The 19,257-nt window shown below is 37.9% G+C and carries 13 protein-coding genes; 11 read left to right on the top strand and 2 right to left on the bottom strand.

Going from position 1 to position 19,257, the window contains the following annotated elements:
• Window positions 1-515 precede the first annotated feature (515 nt).
• The 11 genes from LG375_RS03220 (at window position 516) to LG375_RS03170 (ending at window position 17,684) form a co-directional block, all read left to right on the top strand.
• Complete coding sequence (locus tag LG375_RS03220) at window positions 516-4,865, top strand: glycoside hydrolase family 70 protein (RefSeq protein WP_225745275.1); 4,350 nt, start codon at window positions 516-518, stop codon at window positions 4,863-4,865.
• 779 nt (window positions 4,866-5,644) lie between these two features.
• Window positions 5,645-9,628, top strand: coding sequence for a mucin-binding protein (locus tag LG375_RS03215; protein ID WP_225745274.1), 3,984 nt, complete (start codon window positions 5,645-5,647; stop codon window positions 9,626-9,628).
• Between the two features lie 366 nt (window positions 9,629-9,994).
• Window positions 9,995-10,711, top strand: coding sequence for an ABC transporter ATP-binding protein (locus LG375_RS03210; protein ID WP_037600663.1), 717 nt, complete (start codon window positions 9,995-9,997; stop codon window positions 10,709-10,711).
• Window positions 10,705-11,514: a hypothetical protein gene (locus LG375_RS03205; RefSeq protein WP_037600665.1), complete on the top strand. Its 810-nt coding sequence runs from the start codon at window positions 10,705-10,707 to the stop codon at window positions 11,512-11,514. Before LG375_RS03210 ends, LG375_RS03205 begins: the two co-directional genes overlap by 7 nt.
• The gene (locus tag LG375_RS03200) at window positions 11,495-12,166 is read left to right on the top strand and encodes a hypothetical protein (RefSeq protein WP_002891342.1); all 672 of its coding nucleotides are present in this window, start codon (window positions 11,495-11,497) and stop codon (window positions 12,164-12,166) included. Before LG375_RS03205 ends, LG375_RS03200 begins: the two co-directional genes overlap by 20 nt.
• Before the next feature lie 224 nt (window positions 12,167-12,390).
• Window positions 12,391-13,065, top strand: a complete 675-nt coding sequence (locus tag LG375_RS03195; RefSeq protein ID WP_145517557.1) for a response regulator transcription factor — start codon at window positions 12,391-12,393, stop codon at window positions 13,063-13,065.
• Window positions 13,050-14,120, top strand: a complete 1,071-nt coding sequence (locus LG375_RS03190; RefSeq protein ID WP_225745273.1) for a sensor histidine kinase — start codon at window positions 13,050-13,052, stop codon at window positions 14,118-14,120. Before LG375_RS03195 ends, LG375_RS03190 begins: the two co-directional genes overlap by 16 nt.
• Window positions 14,121-14,222: 102 nt before the next feature.
• Complete coding sequence (locus tag LG375_RS03185) at window positions 14,223-14,786, top strand: sugar O-acetyltransferase (protein ID WP_049546091.1); 564 nt, start codon at window positions 14,223-14,225, stop codon at window positions 14,784-14,786.
• 150 nt (window positions 14,787-14,936) lie between these two features.
• Window positions 14,937-15,347, top strand: coding sequence for a MarR family winged helix-turn-helix transcriptional regulator (locus LG375_RS03180; RefSeq protein WP_225745272.1), 411 nt, complete (start codon window positions 14,937-14,939; stop codon window positions 15,345-15,347).
• A 25-nt stretch (window positions 15,348-15,372) separates the two neighbouring features.
• Window positions 15,373-16,758: an MFS transporter gene (locus tag LG375_RS03175; RefSeq protein WP_225745271.1), complete on the top strand. Its 1,386-nt coding sequence runs from the start codon at window positions 15,373-15,375 to the stop codon at window positions 16,756-16,758.
• Between the two features lie 167 nt (window positions 16,759-16,925).
• Window positions 16,926-17,684 carry a CPBP family intramembrane glutamic endopeptidase gene (locus LG375_RS03170; protein ID WP_225745270.1) on the top strand — a complete coding sequence of 253 codons (759 nt, stop codon included), beginning with the start codon at window positions 16,926-16,928 and terminating at the stop codon, window positions 17,682-17,684.
• Between the two features lie 82 nt (window positions 17,685-17,766).
• On the opposite strand, the gene LG375_RS03165 is transcribed toward LG375_RS03170, so the two are convergent.
• Both LG375_RS03165 and LG375_RS03160 read right to left on the bottom strand, forming a co-directional pair.
• Window positions 17,767-18,642 (bottom strand): LysR family transcriptional regulator, encoded by an 876-nt coding sequence (locus LG375_RS03165; protein ID WP_064524591.1) that lies wholly within the window; start codon window positions 18,640-18,642, stop codon window positions 17,767-17,769.
• Between the two features lie 140 nt (window positions 18,643-18,782).
• On the bottom strand, window positions 18,783-19,133 hold the full coding sequence (locus LG375_RS03160) for a helix-turn-helix domain-containing protein (RefSeq protein ID WP_037598004.1): 351 nt from the start codon (window positions 19,131-19,133) through the stop codon (window positions 18,783-18,785).
• Between the last annotated feature and the right edge of the window lie 124 nt (window positions 19,134-19,257).

Raw genomic sequence — 19,257 nt, 5'->3', positions numbered from 1 at the left:
CAGCAAGATTGATAGGCTTTTGAGACATTTTTATGTGATGGCTTGTTGCTCGTGTTCTGCTTTCTTACTGGCACTATAGGTCCCAATTTAAAGCCCTTACACCTCAGTAAGTAATGAATGGCTTAGATAGTTAGAATTTAGTTTTTATATGAGAAGCTAGACTAAAAAAGACACCATCTTAACAGACCTAATGGTTTGGTAAGGATGGTATTTTTTGTCGCTTTGAGAGAAGTGCCTTAAGGATTTTGTGAATTTTCATTAGATTTCCTTGTAATCCCATTAAAAGAAACACCTTATCAATAATCATTCTAAATAGCTAGAGATTATCAATTATCTTTCTCTCAACAACACAAAAATGAGTATTTTTATATTCCAAAACACTCATTTAAAACTAATGTCATTAAGGTAATAAAAGGACTTTTCTAAAAATTATGAAAATTTATCGAATCTTATTGAAAAAAAGCTTTCAATGATTTAGAATGAAGCTATAAATGGGAAAAAGGAGTCTTTTTATTATGGACAAAAAAGTACATTATAAAATGCACAAAGTTAAGAAACAATGGGTAACCATCGCAGTGACAGGTTTGTCTCTCGGTGCGGTCTCAGCGGTTTCTTTAGGGACTAACGACGGTGTCGTTCAGGCCGATGAACACACAGATGCTACTGTAGCCATCCCCGATATTACTGTTGATACGGGTACTGTATCTAACGATACAACGGCTGCTCAGGATCCAACTACAGCAGTTGCAACGACAAACAATGCCGCAACTGACCAAGTAGCTCCAACAGCAACTTTCGATTTGACAACTGATACAACAACTACAGTTGCAGCGAATGCTGTTGATACGGCAGCGACAGTCGTCTCTGATCGTGCGGCAACTACAACAGATACAACAGCAGCCAACGATACAGCTGTTGACACAACAAATAACAATACTACAACTGATACAACAACAGTTACAGACCGTGCAGCGACACGTGAACGTCGTGCGACTGGTCCCCGCCGTGGTCCTACAGGAGGCCGTCGTGCCACACCAGTTGCTGGTAATAATAACAATGCTAACAATACGGTCACAGTAGTAAATAACGACCTTCCAGCAACTAACAATGTTGTAACTGATGGTCCAAGCCACATCAAAACAATTGATGGAAAACAATACTATGTTGAAGATGACGGTACTATTCGTAAGAACTATGTCCTTGAACGTAACGGCGGAAGCCAATACTTCAACGCTGAGACCGGTGAATTGTCTAACCAAAAAGATTACCGTTTCGACAAGAACGGCGGAACAGGTTCATCAGCTGACAGCACAAACACAAACGTTACTGTAAATGGTGATAAAAATGCCTTTTATGGTACAACTAATAAAGATATCGAACTTGTTGACGGTTACTTCACTGCCAACACATGGTACCGTCCAAAAGAAATCTTGAAAGACGGTAAAGAGTGGACTGCCTCAAGTGAAAATGACAAACGTCCATTGCTTACGGTTTGGTGGCCAAGCAAGGCTGTCCAAGCAAGCTACCTTAACTACATGAAGGAGCAAGGTCTTGGTACGAATCAAACCTACACATCATACAGTTCACAAACTCAAATGGACCAAGCAGCGCTTGAAGTTCAAAAGCGTATTGAGGAACGTATTGCGCGTGAAGGCAACACTGACTGGTTGCGTACAACTATCAAAAATTTCGTGAAGACCCAACCAGGTTGGAATTCAACTTCTGAAAATCTTGATAACAGCGATCACTTGCAAGGTGGTGCCCTTCTCTATAACAACGATAGTCGTACAAGTCATGCTAACTCTGACTATCGTCTCTTGAACCGCACACCAACTAGCCAAACAGGTAAACGCAATCCTAAGTATACTAAGGATACAAGCAACGGTGGTTTCGAGTTCTTGTTGGCTAATGATATCGATAACTCAAACCCTGCGGTTCAAGCTGAGCAGTTGAACTGGCTCCACTACATCATGAACATCGGTACTATCACTGGTGGTTCTGAAGATGAAAACTTCGATGGTGTTCGTGTCGATGCCGTGGATAATGTCAATGCCGACCTTCTCCAAATTGCTTCAGATTACTTCAAAGCTAAATATGGTGCTGATCAAAGTCAAGATCAAGCCATTAAACACATGTCTATCTTGGAAGCATGGTCTCACAATGACCCATACTACAATGAAGACACTAAAGGTGCTCAATTGCCAATGGATGACCCTATGCACTTGGCATTGGTATATTCACTCTTGCGTCCAATCGGTAACCGTTCAGGAGTTGAACCACTCATTTCAAATAGTATGAATGACCGTTCTGAAAGTGGTAAAAACTCTAAACGTATGGCTAACTACGCCTTTGTGCGTGCTCACGACTCTGAGGTACAATCAATCATTGGTCAAATCATCAAAAATGAAATCAACCCTCAATCAACAGGGAATACCTTCACTCTTGATGAAATGAAGAAAGCCTTTGAAATCTACAACAGAGACATGCGTAGTGCTAACAAGCAGTACACACAATATAATATCCCATCAGCATATGCCTTGATGCTTACGCATAAGGACACTGTGCCACGTGTTTACTATGGAGACATGTACACAGATGATGGTCAATATATGGCTCAAAAATCACCATATTACGATGCTATTGAAACCCTCTTGAAAGGCCGTATCCGCTATGCAGCTGGTGGTCAAGATATGAAGGTTAACTACATCGGTTATGGTAATACTAATGGTTGGGATGCTGCAGGTGTCTTGACTTCTGTACGTTATGGTACAGGGGCTAACAGTGCTTCTGATGCTGGTACAGCAGAAACACGTAACCAAGGTATGGCAGTTATCGTTTCAAACCAACCTGCCCTTCGTTTGACAAGTAACTTGACTATTAACATGGGTGTGGCTCACCGTAACCAAGCTTATCGCCCATTGCTTTTGACAACAAAGGATGGTGTGGCTACTTACTTGAATGACAGCGATGCTAACGGTATTGTCAAATACACTGATGGTAACGGTAATTTGACATTTAATGCAAGCGAAATCCGTGGTATTCGTAACCCTCAAGTTGATGGTTACCTTGCGGTTTGGGTACCAGTAGGTGCTTCTGAAACTCAAGACGTGCGTGTGGCACCAAGTAAAGAAAAGAACAGCAGTGGTTTGGTTTACGAATCAAATGCTGCCCTTGATTCACAAGTTATCTACGAAGGTTTCTCTAACTTCCAAGACTTCGTCCAAGACTCATCACAATACACTAACAAGAAGATTGCTGAAAATGCAAACCTCTTCAAATCATGGGGGATCACATCATTCGAATTTGCCCCACAATACGTTTCAAGTGATGACGGTAGCTTCCTTGACTCAGTCATCCAAAATGGTTATGCTTTTACAGACCGTTATGATATTGGTATGAGTAAGGACAACAAGTACGGTTCATTGGCTGACTTGAAAGCAGCTCTTAAATCGCTCCACGCTGTAGGTATCTCAGCGATTGCTGACTGGGTTCCAGACCAAATCTACAACCTTCCGGGTGATGAAGTGGTCACTGCAACTCGTGTTAATAACTATGGTGAAACTAAAGACGGCGCAATCATCAATCATAGCCTCTATGCTGCTAAGACACGTACTTTTGGTAACGACTACCAAGGTAAATATGGTGGTGCCTTCCTTGATGAATTGAAACGTCTTTACCCACAAATCTTTGACCGTGTTCAAATCTCTACTGGTAAACGTATGACTACTGACGAGAAAATTACACAGTGGTCTGCGAAGTACATGAATGGTACTAACATTCTTGACCGTGGTTCAGAGTACGTGCTTAAGAATGGTCTAAGTGGTTACTATGGTACAAATGGTGGTAAAGTTAGCCTTCCAAAAGTAGTCGGAAGCAACCAATCAACTAACAACGACAACCAAAACGGTGATGGTAGTGGTAAGTTCGAGAAGAGCTGGGGCAGTGTTTACTATCGTTATAACGATGGCAAACGTGCTAAGAATGCCTTCATCAAAGATAACGACGGAAATGTTTACTACTTTGATAACTCAGGTCGCATGGCAATCGGTGAAAAGACTATCGATGGTAAACAATACTTCTTCCTCGCTAATGGTGTGCAGTTGCGTGATGGTTACCGTCAAAACCGCAGAGGTCAAGTCTTCTACTATGACCAAAACGGTGTCTTGAATGCAAACGGCAAACAAGATCCAAAACCAGATAACAATAATAATGCATCAGGACGTAACCAATTCGTTCAAATTGGTAATAACGTTTGGGCTTACTATGATGGTAACGGTAAACGTGTAACAGGTCACCAAAACATTAATGGCCAAGAACTCTTCTTCGACAACAATGGTGTCCAAGTTAAAGGTCGTACCGTTAATGAGAACGGCACTATCCGTTACTATGATGCTAACTCAGGCGAAATGGCTCGCAACCGTTTTGCTGAAATTGAACCGGGTGTTTGGGCTTATTTCAATAATGATGGAGCAGCCGTAAAAGGTTCACAAAACATCAATGGTCAAAACCTCTACTTTGATCAAAATGGCCGTCAGGTCAAGGGTGCTTTGGCAAACGTAAATGGTAACCTTCGTTACTATGATGTAAACTCAGGTGAGCTCTACCGCAATCAATTCCACGAAATTGATGGTAGCTGGTATTACTTCGATGGTAATGGTAATGCTGTCAAAGGCATGGTTAATATCAATGGTCAAAATCTCCTCTTTGATAAAAATGGTAAACAAATCAAAGGTCATTTGGTTCGCGTAAACGGTGTTGTTCGTTACTTTGATCCAAATTCAGGTGAAATGGCAGTTAACCGTTGGGTTGAAGTAAGTCCAGAATGGTGGGTTTACTTTGACGGTGAAGGCCGAGGTCAAATCTAATCGTTTCCAAACTGTATGAACCGAGACAACAGTCTCGGTTTTTATGGCGTAACTGGGTTTCCGTAAAGACTTAGATGTGGACTGTGAATAGTCAATTTAACCCGTTTCTTGAGTTAGTTGTGAAAATACCTCTGACTATTTGGTGCCAAGGATGATATCAAAATAGCCTAATCCAAATAACTATTATTAATACATAATTTAATACGAGAAAACTTTGAATTTAGGGATTTTCATTAAATGGTTCCAATCTATTGACGAAGCGTCAAAGTCAATCTATACTAGGAGTAATGCCAGTTATTTATTGGCATTCCATAGTCGAGGACTAGGCACGGACCTTGTCTGTGTCATTCTCTTAGGTTGTTCCCTTACAACTAAGGTAAGGCTCTAGACTTTCAAAGATGAGAAGTAGTTGTGATCGTTTTAAGTGTATTTCTTGTAAGAGTGTCTCTAGGGAGAGAAAATATCATTAAAGACTCATCATTTAAGTTATAGGTGTAATCTCATTTTGATATCACTTTCGTAAACTACTTGATAGATATCGCACATTAAAACACTATTTTTTCACTTAGGGGTTAAAATGATTAAAGTTCTTACACCTTACTTGTAAAAATTCGATTCTCGTATTATAGTATATATAAGAGATATCAAAAATTTTAATCTTTAATAAGAACTTGTTAGCTTCTCTGAGGGAAAATGAAATCTTAATAGAAAAGATTTCCATGAGAACTTAGCAAGTAAAGGATTTTATTTCTCATAAAAAGAAGAAAGGGGGAGTATTTTTGAGAGCCTATAGGGAAGATGCGACTGAAGCAGCAGCAAGAACTGCCGAAGAGCATATTGCACATAAATCAGCGCACTCTGATTTAGTTGATACTATAGATCTTTCTAAATTATTGACTAACCCAAAAAGTCGCTCTGACCATGGTGCCCCCTCTCCATTAGATTTTGCCAGAGCTGACGAAGTTCTCTTTGATAATCATGCTCAATCGGAAACCGTGAGGATTCCATCCAAGCAGGAGATTATCTTTCAAGGAGCGGATTCGCAAACTCCAGATCCTGAAGTCATGGAAAACCATGTCTTCACAGGGACTAGGGATAGGAAGACTGGTTTAATCGAATGGGACAAGGACAGTTATACCTATCCTAAGATATCGGTACCAGTTGTCCAGGGCTATTTCGCTGACCAAAAGGAAGCGGGTTTTAACGTTGTCACGCCCTATGTGCCAACGGTAACGGAACATGTGACCTATAGGAAATTGGGACGCATTATCCCTGTGACAGAAGATGGGGAATATATTCCAGGTGCTTTGACTAAGCAGTATAACAATAACAAAAAAGATCCACGAAAGGCGGGTGAGACAGCAACACCAGCTGTTCAAGATTATATGACAGATATTAAAAGTGTAGTACCGAACAAACCAGGAGCGGACACTCCGGTTGTGTATCGTAAAATTTTCAAGAAAGCCAGCATCACTTATATTGATGAAACTACCGGTGCTTACTTGGTTAGTGACCAGTTGACCGGTGAATTGGGTGAAGCGATTGAATACGGGACAGCAACACGTATCAAGACTTTCAAGGACATGGGATATGACTTGATTCAGGACGAATTCCCTAAAGATGCCATTTTTGATGATAAAGATATTGATGATCAAGAGTGGTTCGTCCTCTTGCAACACGATGTTGCCAAGGTGGGACCTGAAAATGAGCAAGTCCCAGATACTCCAATCAATCCTAATAATCCAGATGGACCTAAATGGCCATCTAAGTATGCTTACGAAAAAGAAGTAAGCTTCACAGTCTTTTACAGAAGTACAGATGGCAATGCGGATTTGCCAAATGCTGATGTGCAAAAGGCTTATTGGGTGCGTACTCTTACCTTCGACAAGGTTACAGGTGAGCTTGTTGATGAGACAGAGTGGTCTCCAAACAAAACCAAGTATTATGATATCTATGCACCAGTTGTTTTAGGTTATTTTGCGGATAGAGTAGAGGTTAAGGGTAGAGATGTTACTGAGGATAATATAGAAGAAACCGTTACCTACGTTCCGCTTGGTAAAATCATTCCTATTGATGCGAATGGACGCTTGATTCCAAACGTGCCTACGCCAACCTTCAACAACGATGCTAATAACCCAACCAAGGTTAGTGAGACTCTTGTTCCTCACATTCCGGGTTACCGTCCAATGCAACAAAGTGTCATGCCTGAGAGCTTGACAGACGATATTCTTGTTGAGTACGCTCCAATCCTTGAAGATGTAACGCAACCAACCTTGCAAACTGTCTTCTTCAAAGGTGCTGGCGAAGCAACACCGTCTGTTAATATTCAGTCTGACTTCAGCTTCACTGGTAAGTACAACCAAGCAGAAGATACTTACACTTGGGATCAAGACAGCTATACTTTCGCTAAGGTCAATGTTCCAGTTATCGAAGGTTACTTTGCGGACAAGGCAGTTGCTGGTATGCAGGTTGTTACACCTGATAAACCAGAAGCAACAGATAGTGTTGCCTATAAAGAGCTTGGTAAGATTATCCCTGTTGATACCTTTGGTAATCCAATCGCGGATGCAGAGCCAGTTCATTATGCTAATGATCCTCAAGATGCTACGCAAGTTATTGAGACACCAGCACCACAAGTTGCTGGCTACCAAGCTGAAAGTGAATTGGTATTGCCAATTGACCTCAGCATGGACCAAACCTTGGTTTACGAGCCAATCTTGGATGATATCACGCAAGATACGAAACAAACGGTTACCTTCCAAGGTGCAGGCTACAAAGATCCAGTTATCAACATTCAAGATAGCTTCAGCTTCCACGGTAAATTTAACCAAGTGGAACAAACAAGCACTTGGGATCAAGACAGCTTCACTTATGATGTCGTAGAAGTTCCAGTTGTAGATGGCTTCTATGCGGATAAACGTCAAGCTGGTGGTCTTGAAGTTCGCCCAGACCTTCCAGAAGTGGAAGATACAGTAACTTATACAGAGCTTGGTAAGATTATTCCAGTAGATGAGTATGGTACACCTATTGAAAATGCACCTACTCCAAGCTACAACAACGATCCTGAAGATCCAACCATGGCTATGGAAACAGTCGTTCCAGATGTTCTTGGTTACATTTCTGAAAAGGCCTTTATTACTCCAGAACACCCAGGTCAAGATACCAACGTGGTTTATGCTAAGGATGAGCAAAAAGCTATTATCCTTTACATGAATGAGCTTGATAAGTCCGAATTGACTCGTGATGTCGTCGTCGGAAGCTCAGGTGAGAAGATTGACTACTCTACTGATGAACAAATTGCAAACTTGCTCAAACAAGGTTATGAACTTGTCAACGATGGTTATGCGGCAGCCTTTGACCACACTTACAATGGTGATTCTGACTTTGATCAAGTCTTCGAAGTTGTTCTTCGTGAACGTTTGGTTCTTATTGACCCAGATATGCCAGCACCAGTTGCAGGTGAAGTCGTAGATCCAAACGATGTTAATAGTCCAGTTTGGCCAAATAGCGTAGAGATGCTTGAAAACCGTGCCGATGTGACACGTACAATCCAGTATGTCTTCGAAGAAGGCGGCTTGGCTAGCGACGACTACGTTGAAGTTCTTGATTTCAAACGTTTGACTAACGTTAACCTTGTTACAGGTGCTATCAATTATGAAGCATGGTCAAGTACTCAAGCTGGCTTCTCAGCTGTTCCTTCTCCAGAGGTTGTTGGATTTACACCAGACCGTATGGAAGTAGCTGAAATGACAGATGTTTCTGTAGAAACACCTGAAATCATGGAAGTAGTAACTTACCTTAAGGATGCTCAGAAAGCTACAGTTACTTATGTTGATGGCACAACTCGTAAGAAACTTGAAGTGGTTGACTTGCTTGGTAAATCAGGCGAAGTTATCGATTACTCAACAATCGAGCGTATCAAGTACTATAGTGACCGTGGTTATACCCTCCTTGCAGATGGCTTCACAAACGGTGTTATCTTTGATGGTGATTCACATGTTGACCAAAACTTCATGGTTACCCTTCGTCATGGTACCGTTCAAGTAGGTCCAGATAACATCCAAGAAGCCGGTACACCAATCAACCCAGCAAATCCTGATGGAGCTAAATGGCCAGAACGTGAAAGCTATATTAAAGATGTAACCTTCACAGTTCTCTACACATCTAGCGATGGACAAGCAGAACTTCCTGCTAATAACATCCAAACCGCTCAATGGACACGTAGTTTGACCATTGATAAGGTTACAGGTGAAGAGCTTGGTTCAAGCTACTGGACTTCAAATAAAGGTCAGTTTGAAACAGTTATCACACCAGAAGTAGAAGGCTATAGCGCTGATAAGGACAAGGTTGAAGGTAAGACAGTAGGTCAACGTAACCTTGAAGAAACCGTTGTTTATATCCCGCTTACAGGCGATATCAATGGTAAACCTAAAGAAAACAAGGCAGACGATATCGTTGTTGAAGAGGTTCAAGATCTAGAAGTTCTCGACCAAGTCGAAGAGCAAGTGGAATCTCATGAGGGACCAGTCACTTATGGACCAGGCGATGACTTTGAAGCACCTGTTTCAAGTCAAGCTGAGGGTAAAGGCTCTAAACACAAGATGCCAATTAATCTCTCAAATGAGGAAGAAGCAAGCAAAGGTAAGATTGAAGAAACCATCAATATCGCAGGCTTCACCGTATCGGTAACAGGTCTAGGACTTGGCCGCAACGGACGTAAGAAGAAAAATAAGAAAGATCACAAAGATCAAAAAGACAAATAATATAAAGACCTGAATGACTCAGGCATGCCCAGACAGAAAGAAAATCTCAAGTTGCATTGTGCACTTGGGATTTTTTTGTGGATTGTTTCTTATCTAAAATAAGATGTTTAAAGACTATCTCAGAACATTTTTTTATTAAAAATATGTAAAACTATTAACTCTGATTTTTTTCCGAAAAGATATTGATAAACTACAATTATAGTGAAAGGTACCTTCACTATAACAAGATATTCTCCAGATTGGGTTTCAGATTTTAAAACTTCCCCTTATAATGCATATGCATGGGTGGAGTTTGATAATAAGCCTATTGGTGAAAGCATTAATTTATGAAATTTCAAAAGGTTCTATTCGTCAAAGGAAAACAAAATGATTAATATTACTAATTTAAATAAAACATACGATGACAAAGTTGTATTATCAAATATAACTTTTCAAGCTAATAAAGGTGAAATTACTGGTTTGATCGGACCTAATGGTTCTGGGAAATCAACCCTAATAAAAATACTATTAGGGTTGGAGTCAGCTGATAGTGGAAAGGCAACTATTTTAGGAACAACATATAGTGAGTTAGGAGCTGAGCCAATCTCAATAGTAGGAACTTTTTTAGATAGTTATCAACCTTATCCAAGTAGAACTGGTTATGAGCAATTAAGATGGATTGCACTTTCTTGTGGACTAAGTAAGCAACGTTGTACTGAATGTTTAGAAATTGTTGGATTAAAAGATGTTGGTAAGAAGAAAATCAAAGATTATTCTTTAGGAATGAAGCAAAGATTAGGCTTGGCAACAGCAATACTTGCAGACCCAGATATTTTGATTTTAGACGAACCTATTAATGGGTTGGACCCAGAGGGAATCCGTTGGTTAAGAGAGTTTCTCAAAGACTTTGTGAAACAAGGAAAAACAGTACTATTAACTAGCCATTATATGAGCGAACTTGAATTAACCGTAGATAGAGTTGTAGGTATTTCAAATGGTCATGTTGTTCTAAATGACAAACGTGAGCAAGTATTGAAGCAATATGATAGTTTTGAAAACGCCTATTTTAGCTCTGTACATGAGAGGAGTAGTATAAAATGTTAAGTCAAGTTATAAAGGGGTATTTATATAAATATAGCCATCTAACTTTATTTAAAATGGGATTTTTTATCTTAGTTGTAGTTAGTTTGTTTTTTACCTATCAAAATATTCAAGTCATTAATGCACTACACACTGGTGCTGCCAACTCAGTAAATATTGATCAAAATGTAATTGAGACTCCTTATAGAACGGTGAGAGATGCTATTTTATCATCTCCTTATCAAGCAACCGTGTTATTTTTGCCTATATTGTCAGCATTAATTCTAGCAACTGATTATCAATTTGGTGAGGATGAGTTTTCATCACTAATTTGTGCTAACTGGAAAATAAGGTTGTTTTCACAGATATTTAGTATAATTGTTATTTCAATAATGACGACCTTTACGTTGTTTTTATTAAATGCATTACTTCTAAAATTCATGTTAGTTAGTAAGTTACAAAGTATTCTGTCTATAGGTTTAATGCTTGATGTTATCACTAGACTAGGAGCTTTTACAATTACACTTAATTTACTCTCTCTATTACTTGTAAAAATAACAAAAAGATCAATTCCTTCTTTGATTGTGATAGTTTTATTGTTAGTTTTTTCTTTATCAGGCATACTTAAGGCAATTTCTCCTATTTTAGATAATTTATTACCTTTAATTGGAGCTAAGTCTTTTGCTTTTGGTAGGGTCGAAGCCGGTCAGACAACTCAATTATATGGAGCGATTCTTCTATTATTTGAAACTTTCCTTACTACGATTTGTTTATTTTATTTAGAAAAAATAAAATGGGGGAAGAAGAATGAAAAGCCAATTGCATAGCTTATTATATAAAAAATATAGTTTATTACCTATACAGGTTTATTTATTATTTCAGTTAGTATTTGTTATTATAATAAGTTTATTAAGATATCTAAAATTCGAAGTTAATGAAGATTCTATCACTTTTAACAGTTCTGTTTTATTAACTATAATATCTTTCTCTTTTTTAGGGAATGGAGTTTTAAATGCAAGTGTAGAATTGAGGACACAAAGTTATAAGCAAGTTTACCTGAACAACGGAAGTAGGGTGAAGGCAGCATTATACATATTATTAATAGATCTACTAGAATGTTTAACACAGTCAGTATTAGCAGGTTTAATAGTAATGATGTTTAGTCAGGGTATTCATAGTGAAGTAAATTTTTATTATTACTTGTTTGGTTCAGTTGTATACTTTTTAGCGGGTTACTCTTTTTCCTTTTTATGCGGTAATTCAATGATTGCACTTGCAATTTTGCTATTATTTCCTATACTCGTGTTGCCTTTTATAGATAGGGTTTTACCAATAGCTTCAAGTGTAATAATATATGATTTAGTTTTTCAGCTAATACATACAAACTATTCTATAATGCGTTTTATTGTATTTATAATTTGGCTTTTTGGATTATTCTTTACGAGTTATTGCCTTATTAGAAAGGAATTTTTAAAGTAACCCAAATAAAGATTGTTTTTTTAGATGAGACAACATCGAATTTAGATAGATTGACTGAAAAATAGATACAAGACTTTGGAGCACATATTCTGTTACTTAAAAATGAGCATTATTGAGATTTGGTAGAAACTCAATTTATTGAATTATCAATTATATGCTAATTTTGAAATGTATTTTCGATTTTTAATTATGTTACAATATATTCAAAACGTACGAGGGAAAAAATGGTAAAGTCAAAAATTCTAGTTATTGACGATGATTTAAAAATTTTAAGATTGATTAAGAATATTCTGGAGAAAAACTCCTATGTAGTTGAAACTAGAAATTCTGTCGAAGATATTAACCTATGTGACTTCATAGGATTTGATTTGATTTTACTGGATATAATGATGCCAGTGAGTGGTATTGATATTTGTAGTAGTATCAGAAGTCAGATTCAAACACCCATAATTTTTATAACTGCTAAAAACCTTGAAGAAGATATTGTTGAAGCTATTGGAATAGGTGCAGATGATTTTATTACCAAACCATTCGGTATGAAGGAGTTGGTTGCAAGAGTCAAAATGCATATTAGAAGAGATAAAAGGCTACTTTCTGTCGGAGATACTGAGACTAGTGGTTTACTTCAATTTGATAGGGTAGGAAAGGAATTAATAGTAGACGGTAATAGTATTTCTCTTTCGAGAAGGGAATTCGATTTATTATATTTGTTGTTTACCTATCAAACTAAAATCTTTAGTGTAGAGGAGCTTTATGAATATTTGTACCCTCAAAGTTCAGAAGTTCAGTACCGAAGTATTACAGAGTATATCTATCAGATTCGACAAAAATTGAAACCTTATGGTATTGATCCAATTAAAACTCTTTGGGGTGGGGGATATAAATGGCAAAATCAATAACATTAAAGCAGTTGATAAGAGCAACTTATTTGAAAATTATTTTTCAATTTTTGTTATGTATTTGTTTTTTTTACATTATTCCTACCCTATTTACAGCGGTTGAAGGAATTAATGCTAACAATGTGAATAGCTTTACTATGTTTTTTAGTGTTAGCTCGTGGATTTATCTTTGTGTCATTTTAGTTGTTATAATTGTAAGAAATGTACAAAAACTTCTATATGAAATTCAGAGAGAGATGAAGACAGTATATGAACAAAGCTTATATTCAGACAATAACAAATACTCTAAGCCACTAAGGTTATTTGAATTTATTGAGACAAAAGAACATATTATGAAGATGCAGGATAAAATTCAAAAGATGCTTGAAAAAGAGAAGAAACAAAAGCAAGAGCTAATGTTCAGAGTGTCTTCCGCAGCACATGATTTAAAGACACCTCTAACAATAATTTCAGGTAATGCTGAGTATCTTCAGACATTTGATTTGTCTCCTGAGTTAACTCAATGCTTATTAGATATCGAATCTTCAAGTCAACAGCTAGATAATTATTTTAATCAATTTATTCAATATTCAAAAACATTTTATAAAGATAATATCAATAAAGAGCATATTACTTCGGAGCAGCTTGCGTCATGTTTGATTAGAGAATTAACTCCTCTGACAACTGGGACCTGTGTCTTAAAAGTATTGAATGAAACCCCATCTGATACTACTATTCATATTGACTTAGTATTATTCTTAAGAGCACTTACTAATCTTGTGAATAATGCAATGTCCTATAGTCAATCAATGATGCCAAGGATAGTTATAAAATTATCATCTGAGCAAAATAAGATTGTTTTATCGGTTTGGAATGATGGCTCAAGGTTCTCGGCTAATATGATTGATAATGTAGGATCGCTCTTTTACCAAGATAATCAATCAGGAAACGACTCTCAAAATCACCATTTTGGAATAGGGTTATCTTTTGTAAAAAGAGTCGTAGAACTTCATGATTGGGAACTGAAACTTTCTAATGAAAATAATGGAGCTATGGTTACAATCTATATTGAGTAATATTTTTTAAGTTGAGATATTTATCTAGTTTATATCTGTTCTCTTGTGGTAACATCACTTCTATACTACAATATAGGAGTACAATCACAAAAGGAGACTGCCATGCCGACAGAATATGAAAAAATGATTGCGGGTGAGTTTTATAAGCCTAGCGACCCTGAGTTACGTGCCCTAGCAGCAAAATCGAGAGAAAACCAAATGGCCTTTAATGGGGAACCTGACCGTCTCAAGAGAGCTGAAGTTGTCAAATCTTGGTTTGGTTCGACTGGTGAAAATGTTGCCATGAATCCTCAGTTCGTTACGGATTACGGTGTTAATATCCATATCGGTGAAAATTTTTATTCTAACTGGAACTTGACTATGCTAGACGTCTGTCCTATCAGGATTGGTGACAATGCCATGATTGGCCCTAATTGTCAGTTTTTGACGCCCTTACATCCGCTTGATCCAACCGAGCGTAATTCAGGACTTGAATATGGGGCTCCAATTACTATCGGTGATAATTTCTGGGCTGGTGGAGGCGTGACCATCCTTCCTGGCGTTACCCTAGGGGATAATGTAGTAGCTGGGGCAGGAGCCGTCGTGACCAAGTCCTTTGGAGACAACGTGGTTCTAGGCGGGAATCCAGCGCGTGTTATTAAGGAAATTCCTGTAAAGAAAGACTAAATGAAGCAACTCAAGGATTTAAGTCCTTGAGTTTTTTGAAATCTATTGAAAGTTGAGTGGAAATCTCTTGAAAAGTTATTGACATTACCTCCTAAAACTCTTATACTAAATAACGTTAGTTAGCTAACAATGTAGTTAAGGAGTCATGTTTTGGACCATTTTGGACGCTTGTTGAAGCAAGCCAATAACAATATGATGCGCCACTTTGATCAGTTTGCTAGGCAGTATGATTTGACTGGAAATCAGATGGCCATTATCGATTTTATAACCCATCATGCTAATCATGAGGTATTTCAACGTGACATTGAGCATGAATTTGAGATTCAGCGTTCGACAACGACAGTTCTCTTACAGCGGATGGAGAAAAAAGGCCTTATCGAACGACATACCTCATCGAAAGACGCTAGGCAAAAAGCGGTTGTTTTAACGGATAAGGCGGTAAAAATCGCGTCTGCCTGTCAATCCTATCTTCGTAAAGAAGAGGAAGAGTTTGCCCAGCAATTTTCAGCTAAAGAGAGAGAAATCTTTCTCAAAATCTTACAACACTATCGTAATCTTTAAGTTTATCAAGGAGGAATAAATACTCATGTCAGAAGAAAAAATCTCCACCAAGATCCTGTGTGCCATCTTTGCGACAGGAATCCTTTCTTTTTGTGGAGTAGCTGGTGAAACAGCTATGAACATCACCTTTCCTGTATTGATGAAGGCATTTTCGGTTAATACGTCAACAGTACAGTGGGTTACAACCATTTACCTATTAGTCGTTGCTTGCGTGGTGCCCTTATCTGCCTATCTCAAGCGCTCGTTTAAGATGAAAACCATCTTTCTGGTCGCAAACCTTTTGTCTATTTTAGGTGTTTTCATTGACTTTATAGCGCCTAGTTTTAGCTTTGTTGTTTTGGGACGATTGGTTCAAGGGATGGGTGTTGGTTTTGCTCTACCTCTCATGTTTAACATCATTTTGGAGCAGGTGCCAAGTCGTAAGATTGGTCTCATGATGGGAGTTGGGACACTGATTACAGCAGTTGCACCGGCGATTGGACCAACTGTTGGTGGACTTTTGACAGCGCATTTTGGTTGGCGTTCTATCTTCCTCATTCAGTTTCCTATTCTCTTGGCTTCACTGATTGCAGGGCTTCGATCGATTGAGCAAAAGAGTGAGGTTAGACGTGAATTTTTAGATATCCTCAGTCTACTGGCTACCATCCTTCTTTTCTTGGGCCTGATTTTAGGTCTTCATGGGGTTGCTGAACATGCCTTCTTCAGCTTCTCAGTCTTAGGTTGGCTTTTGATTGGGATCTTAGGTCTTGTCATTTTGATTTGGCGTTCTACAACATTAGAAAATCCCATCATCAACCTCTCTATTTTGAAAAATCGTAAACTGACAGGTCATATCATCGCTTTCTTTTCTTTTCAATTGGGTTCCCTTGCGATGAGTTTCCTCTTGCCAAACTATGTGCAGTTGGTTAACCACTCTAATACCACTCTTGCAGCCTTGATGCTTCTCCCAGGAGCTATCATTGGTGCAGGATTTGCTCCGTTTTCGGGTATCATTTTAGATAAGATGGGAGCTCGTAAACCAATTCTGATTGGAGCAAGCCTTATTGTTCTTGCTCAGTTGCTATTTAGCTTGTTTGGCCTCTCCCTTTCAAATACTTTGATTCTCGCCTTTTACATGATTTTCATGACGGGACTTGGGGTTGCCTTTGGTAATGTCATGACCAATGGACAGAAACAACTGTCGCTTGATCAACGAGCCGATGCTAATGCCATCTTTAACACGCTTCAGCAATTTGCAGGAGCAGTGGGAACAACACTAGCATCTCTAATTGTTGCTATGAGTCAAGCTAACCACAAGATTGACTTTGCACGAGCAACGGCTCAAGGTAGTCGAAATGGCTTTGTGGTCCTATTTGTTTTGGCTATTTTCCAACTCCTTGTCTTAGTTAGTGTTGTTAAAAAGAATGATTAATAACAAGTTTGAAGCAAAGGAAACATGCTTTCCCTTGCTTTTTCTTTCCTTAAATGAAATACTAATCTTACTGCAAATTTTAGTATTATGTTAAGGTTTATGACTTATAATAAACCTTAAAGAATAAACCAGTCTTCGATCAAGAGGATAGAAGAAAGGAAAGACCAATGTCTTTACTCAAGAAAATTCGTCCCGAACAACCACTAAAGAATCTGAGGTGGTTTGATATCGGTATTGTTACGCTCATTATGTTTGGACAGTTTATTGTCCGTTCGACTGAAATATATTTGGCAAGTTTGGCTCCGACCGTAGCGACAACAGTTACTGAGACGTCAACAAATACAGCCAGTGAGGGAGCAGGCTATTCAAGTAATTTCACCTTGCAGATTGTTCTCCTAACCTTAGCGATTATATATCTCTGGATACGTCATTTTGACTTTAAACAATTACCTATACGCCTAAAGTGGTCTGTTCTCTTTTGGGTACCCTTTATTTTCGCTATCTCAGGCCTATTTGCCGATATGGTTAGCACCTTGTCAGGACAGTATAATTATTTTAGTCCTCAAGTTTTAGCCTATATTAATCCTATGGCTGTTATTGATAAGTTTATGGCTTTGTCACCTATGGCCATTGCTTACGGACTGCTTAACGGTTTCTACGAGGAATTTTTCTTCTTAGGGCTCTTGACCTCAGTAAAGGACAAGTATAAATGGTGGGTCTTGGTCTTTTCAACCATTGTCCGTGTGTCCTTCCATACCTATCAGGGGATGCTATGGGCTCTGGTTATCGGTGTGGTCTTTGGTCTACTTTATTATTTCCTTTATAAATACAAGGTCAAAAACTTGCTTCCATTCTTCCTCATGCATGCCTTGGCGGATATGTTTGGCTCGAGTCTCATTTATCTCTTGGTAAACTGGAATTATTAGTAAAACAACTCCCTTCGTTTAAGTACGAGGGGAGTTTCCTTTTATTGTTAGATGTATCTTAATTAGCTTAGTATTATCGCTTTTAATTTAATAGTTCTTGGAAGAAGTTTTCTACCTCAGGATGAAGATTAGTTTCCTTAAGTGTAAGTAGTGAAACATAAAGCGACATGCGTTCCTCTTTAACCATTGGGATAGAAATTAAATCTTTGTCTTCCTTTGTTATAGCGATTTCAGAAAGAAGACTGATACCAATTTTTTTACGAAGGAGTTGCTTAAGCAAATTAATATCATCTGTTTGAAAGAATGGTGTTGCGGCATGATGATAGTGATTATTCAAATGTTGAAAAGCTTTTAGATGAACAAAATGTTCGTCTAAAATAATAAAATTTTCATTTAGAACATCAGAGAAAGCGATAGCTTCCTTATCTGCCAATGAGTGGCCTGAAGGTAGAATATAATAAAGATCACTTGTCATAAGAGTTTTAACTGAAAATCGTTTATCGATAATCGGTTCTAAGCTTCCAATAAAACTGGCATCTAGTTCTCCCTTAGACAAGAGGTTTAGAAGTTCAATAGAACCTTCTTGTATAGGGTGAATATTTCGAAGTGCTGAGGCATTTTCAATAAAAGCAGGCTCTTTACGAACAAGATAGTCAATAATAAGAGGCGGAAACCCAATTGTATCATAGGGAGAAATGCTTCGAAGTATTTCTTTTTGGGCACCTTGTATTTCTGGAAGAGCTTTCTTTACATGTCGTAACAATATATCACCTTGTGGAGTTAGCTTAAATGTCCTATGTGAAGGATCATGCACAAGTAATTGGCAATGAAACTCCTTTTCTAAACGTTTAATGGCATAAGAAATAGATGGTTGACTCACCCCGTTTTTTCGAGCTACTTCAGTGAAAGATTGCAGGTTGCTTAGGTCATAAAAATAGTATAAGTCTTTAAGATTCATAAAATCACACTTTCAAAAAATTGTTAAAAAGAGTTACATAGACAAGGCTAGGTGAGACGATAAGTAAATATTATCCGTAGTGGTGTGTTTGACTATAACTTTTTTATTGAGTTAGAATATGATGATGAGTCAGGAGATGATTATAGGTTATCAAGAATATCTTCAAAAATAGCTAGGATTTTCTCCCTTTTATCAACAGGAACTTGTTTCAGCTTCATGTTAACTCTTTTCAATGAGAGATTATCGGTTTGGTCAGTGGTGGGCTCGAGGCTATTGAAATTGAAAAAGTCCTCTGGTGTCAAGTTTAAGGCGACAATCACTTTTTCTAGACTGTGAATGGTCAGATTCACATTTTGGTTTTCTAATTGATTGATATACTTGAGTCCGAGTCCTGCCTGTTCCGAAAGTTCCTCCTGGCTCATTTTGTTTTGTTTACGAAAATATTTCACTTTTTGTGAAATATATTTTTGTAGATAATTATTAGTTGTCATATAAACAGAATACAAGTTTTAAATGACAAAAATAACTTTTTAAACAATACAAAGTATACTATAAAATCCATATTATTGTTTATTAGTTCAATATGCTAGTCTCTATTAGTACCATCATAATTGT

It is taken from the genome of Streptococcus sp. Marseille-Q3604, from assembly GCF_916619785.1.
Classification (GTDB): domain Bacteria; phylum Bacillota; class Bacilli; order Lactobacillales; family Streptococcaceae; genus Streptococcus.
Note: the sequence above shows the minus strand (reverse complement) of the source record. Positions and strands in the feature narration are given on the sequence as shown.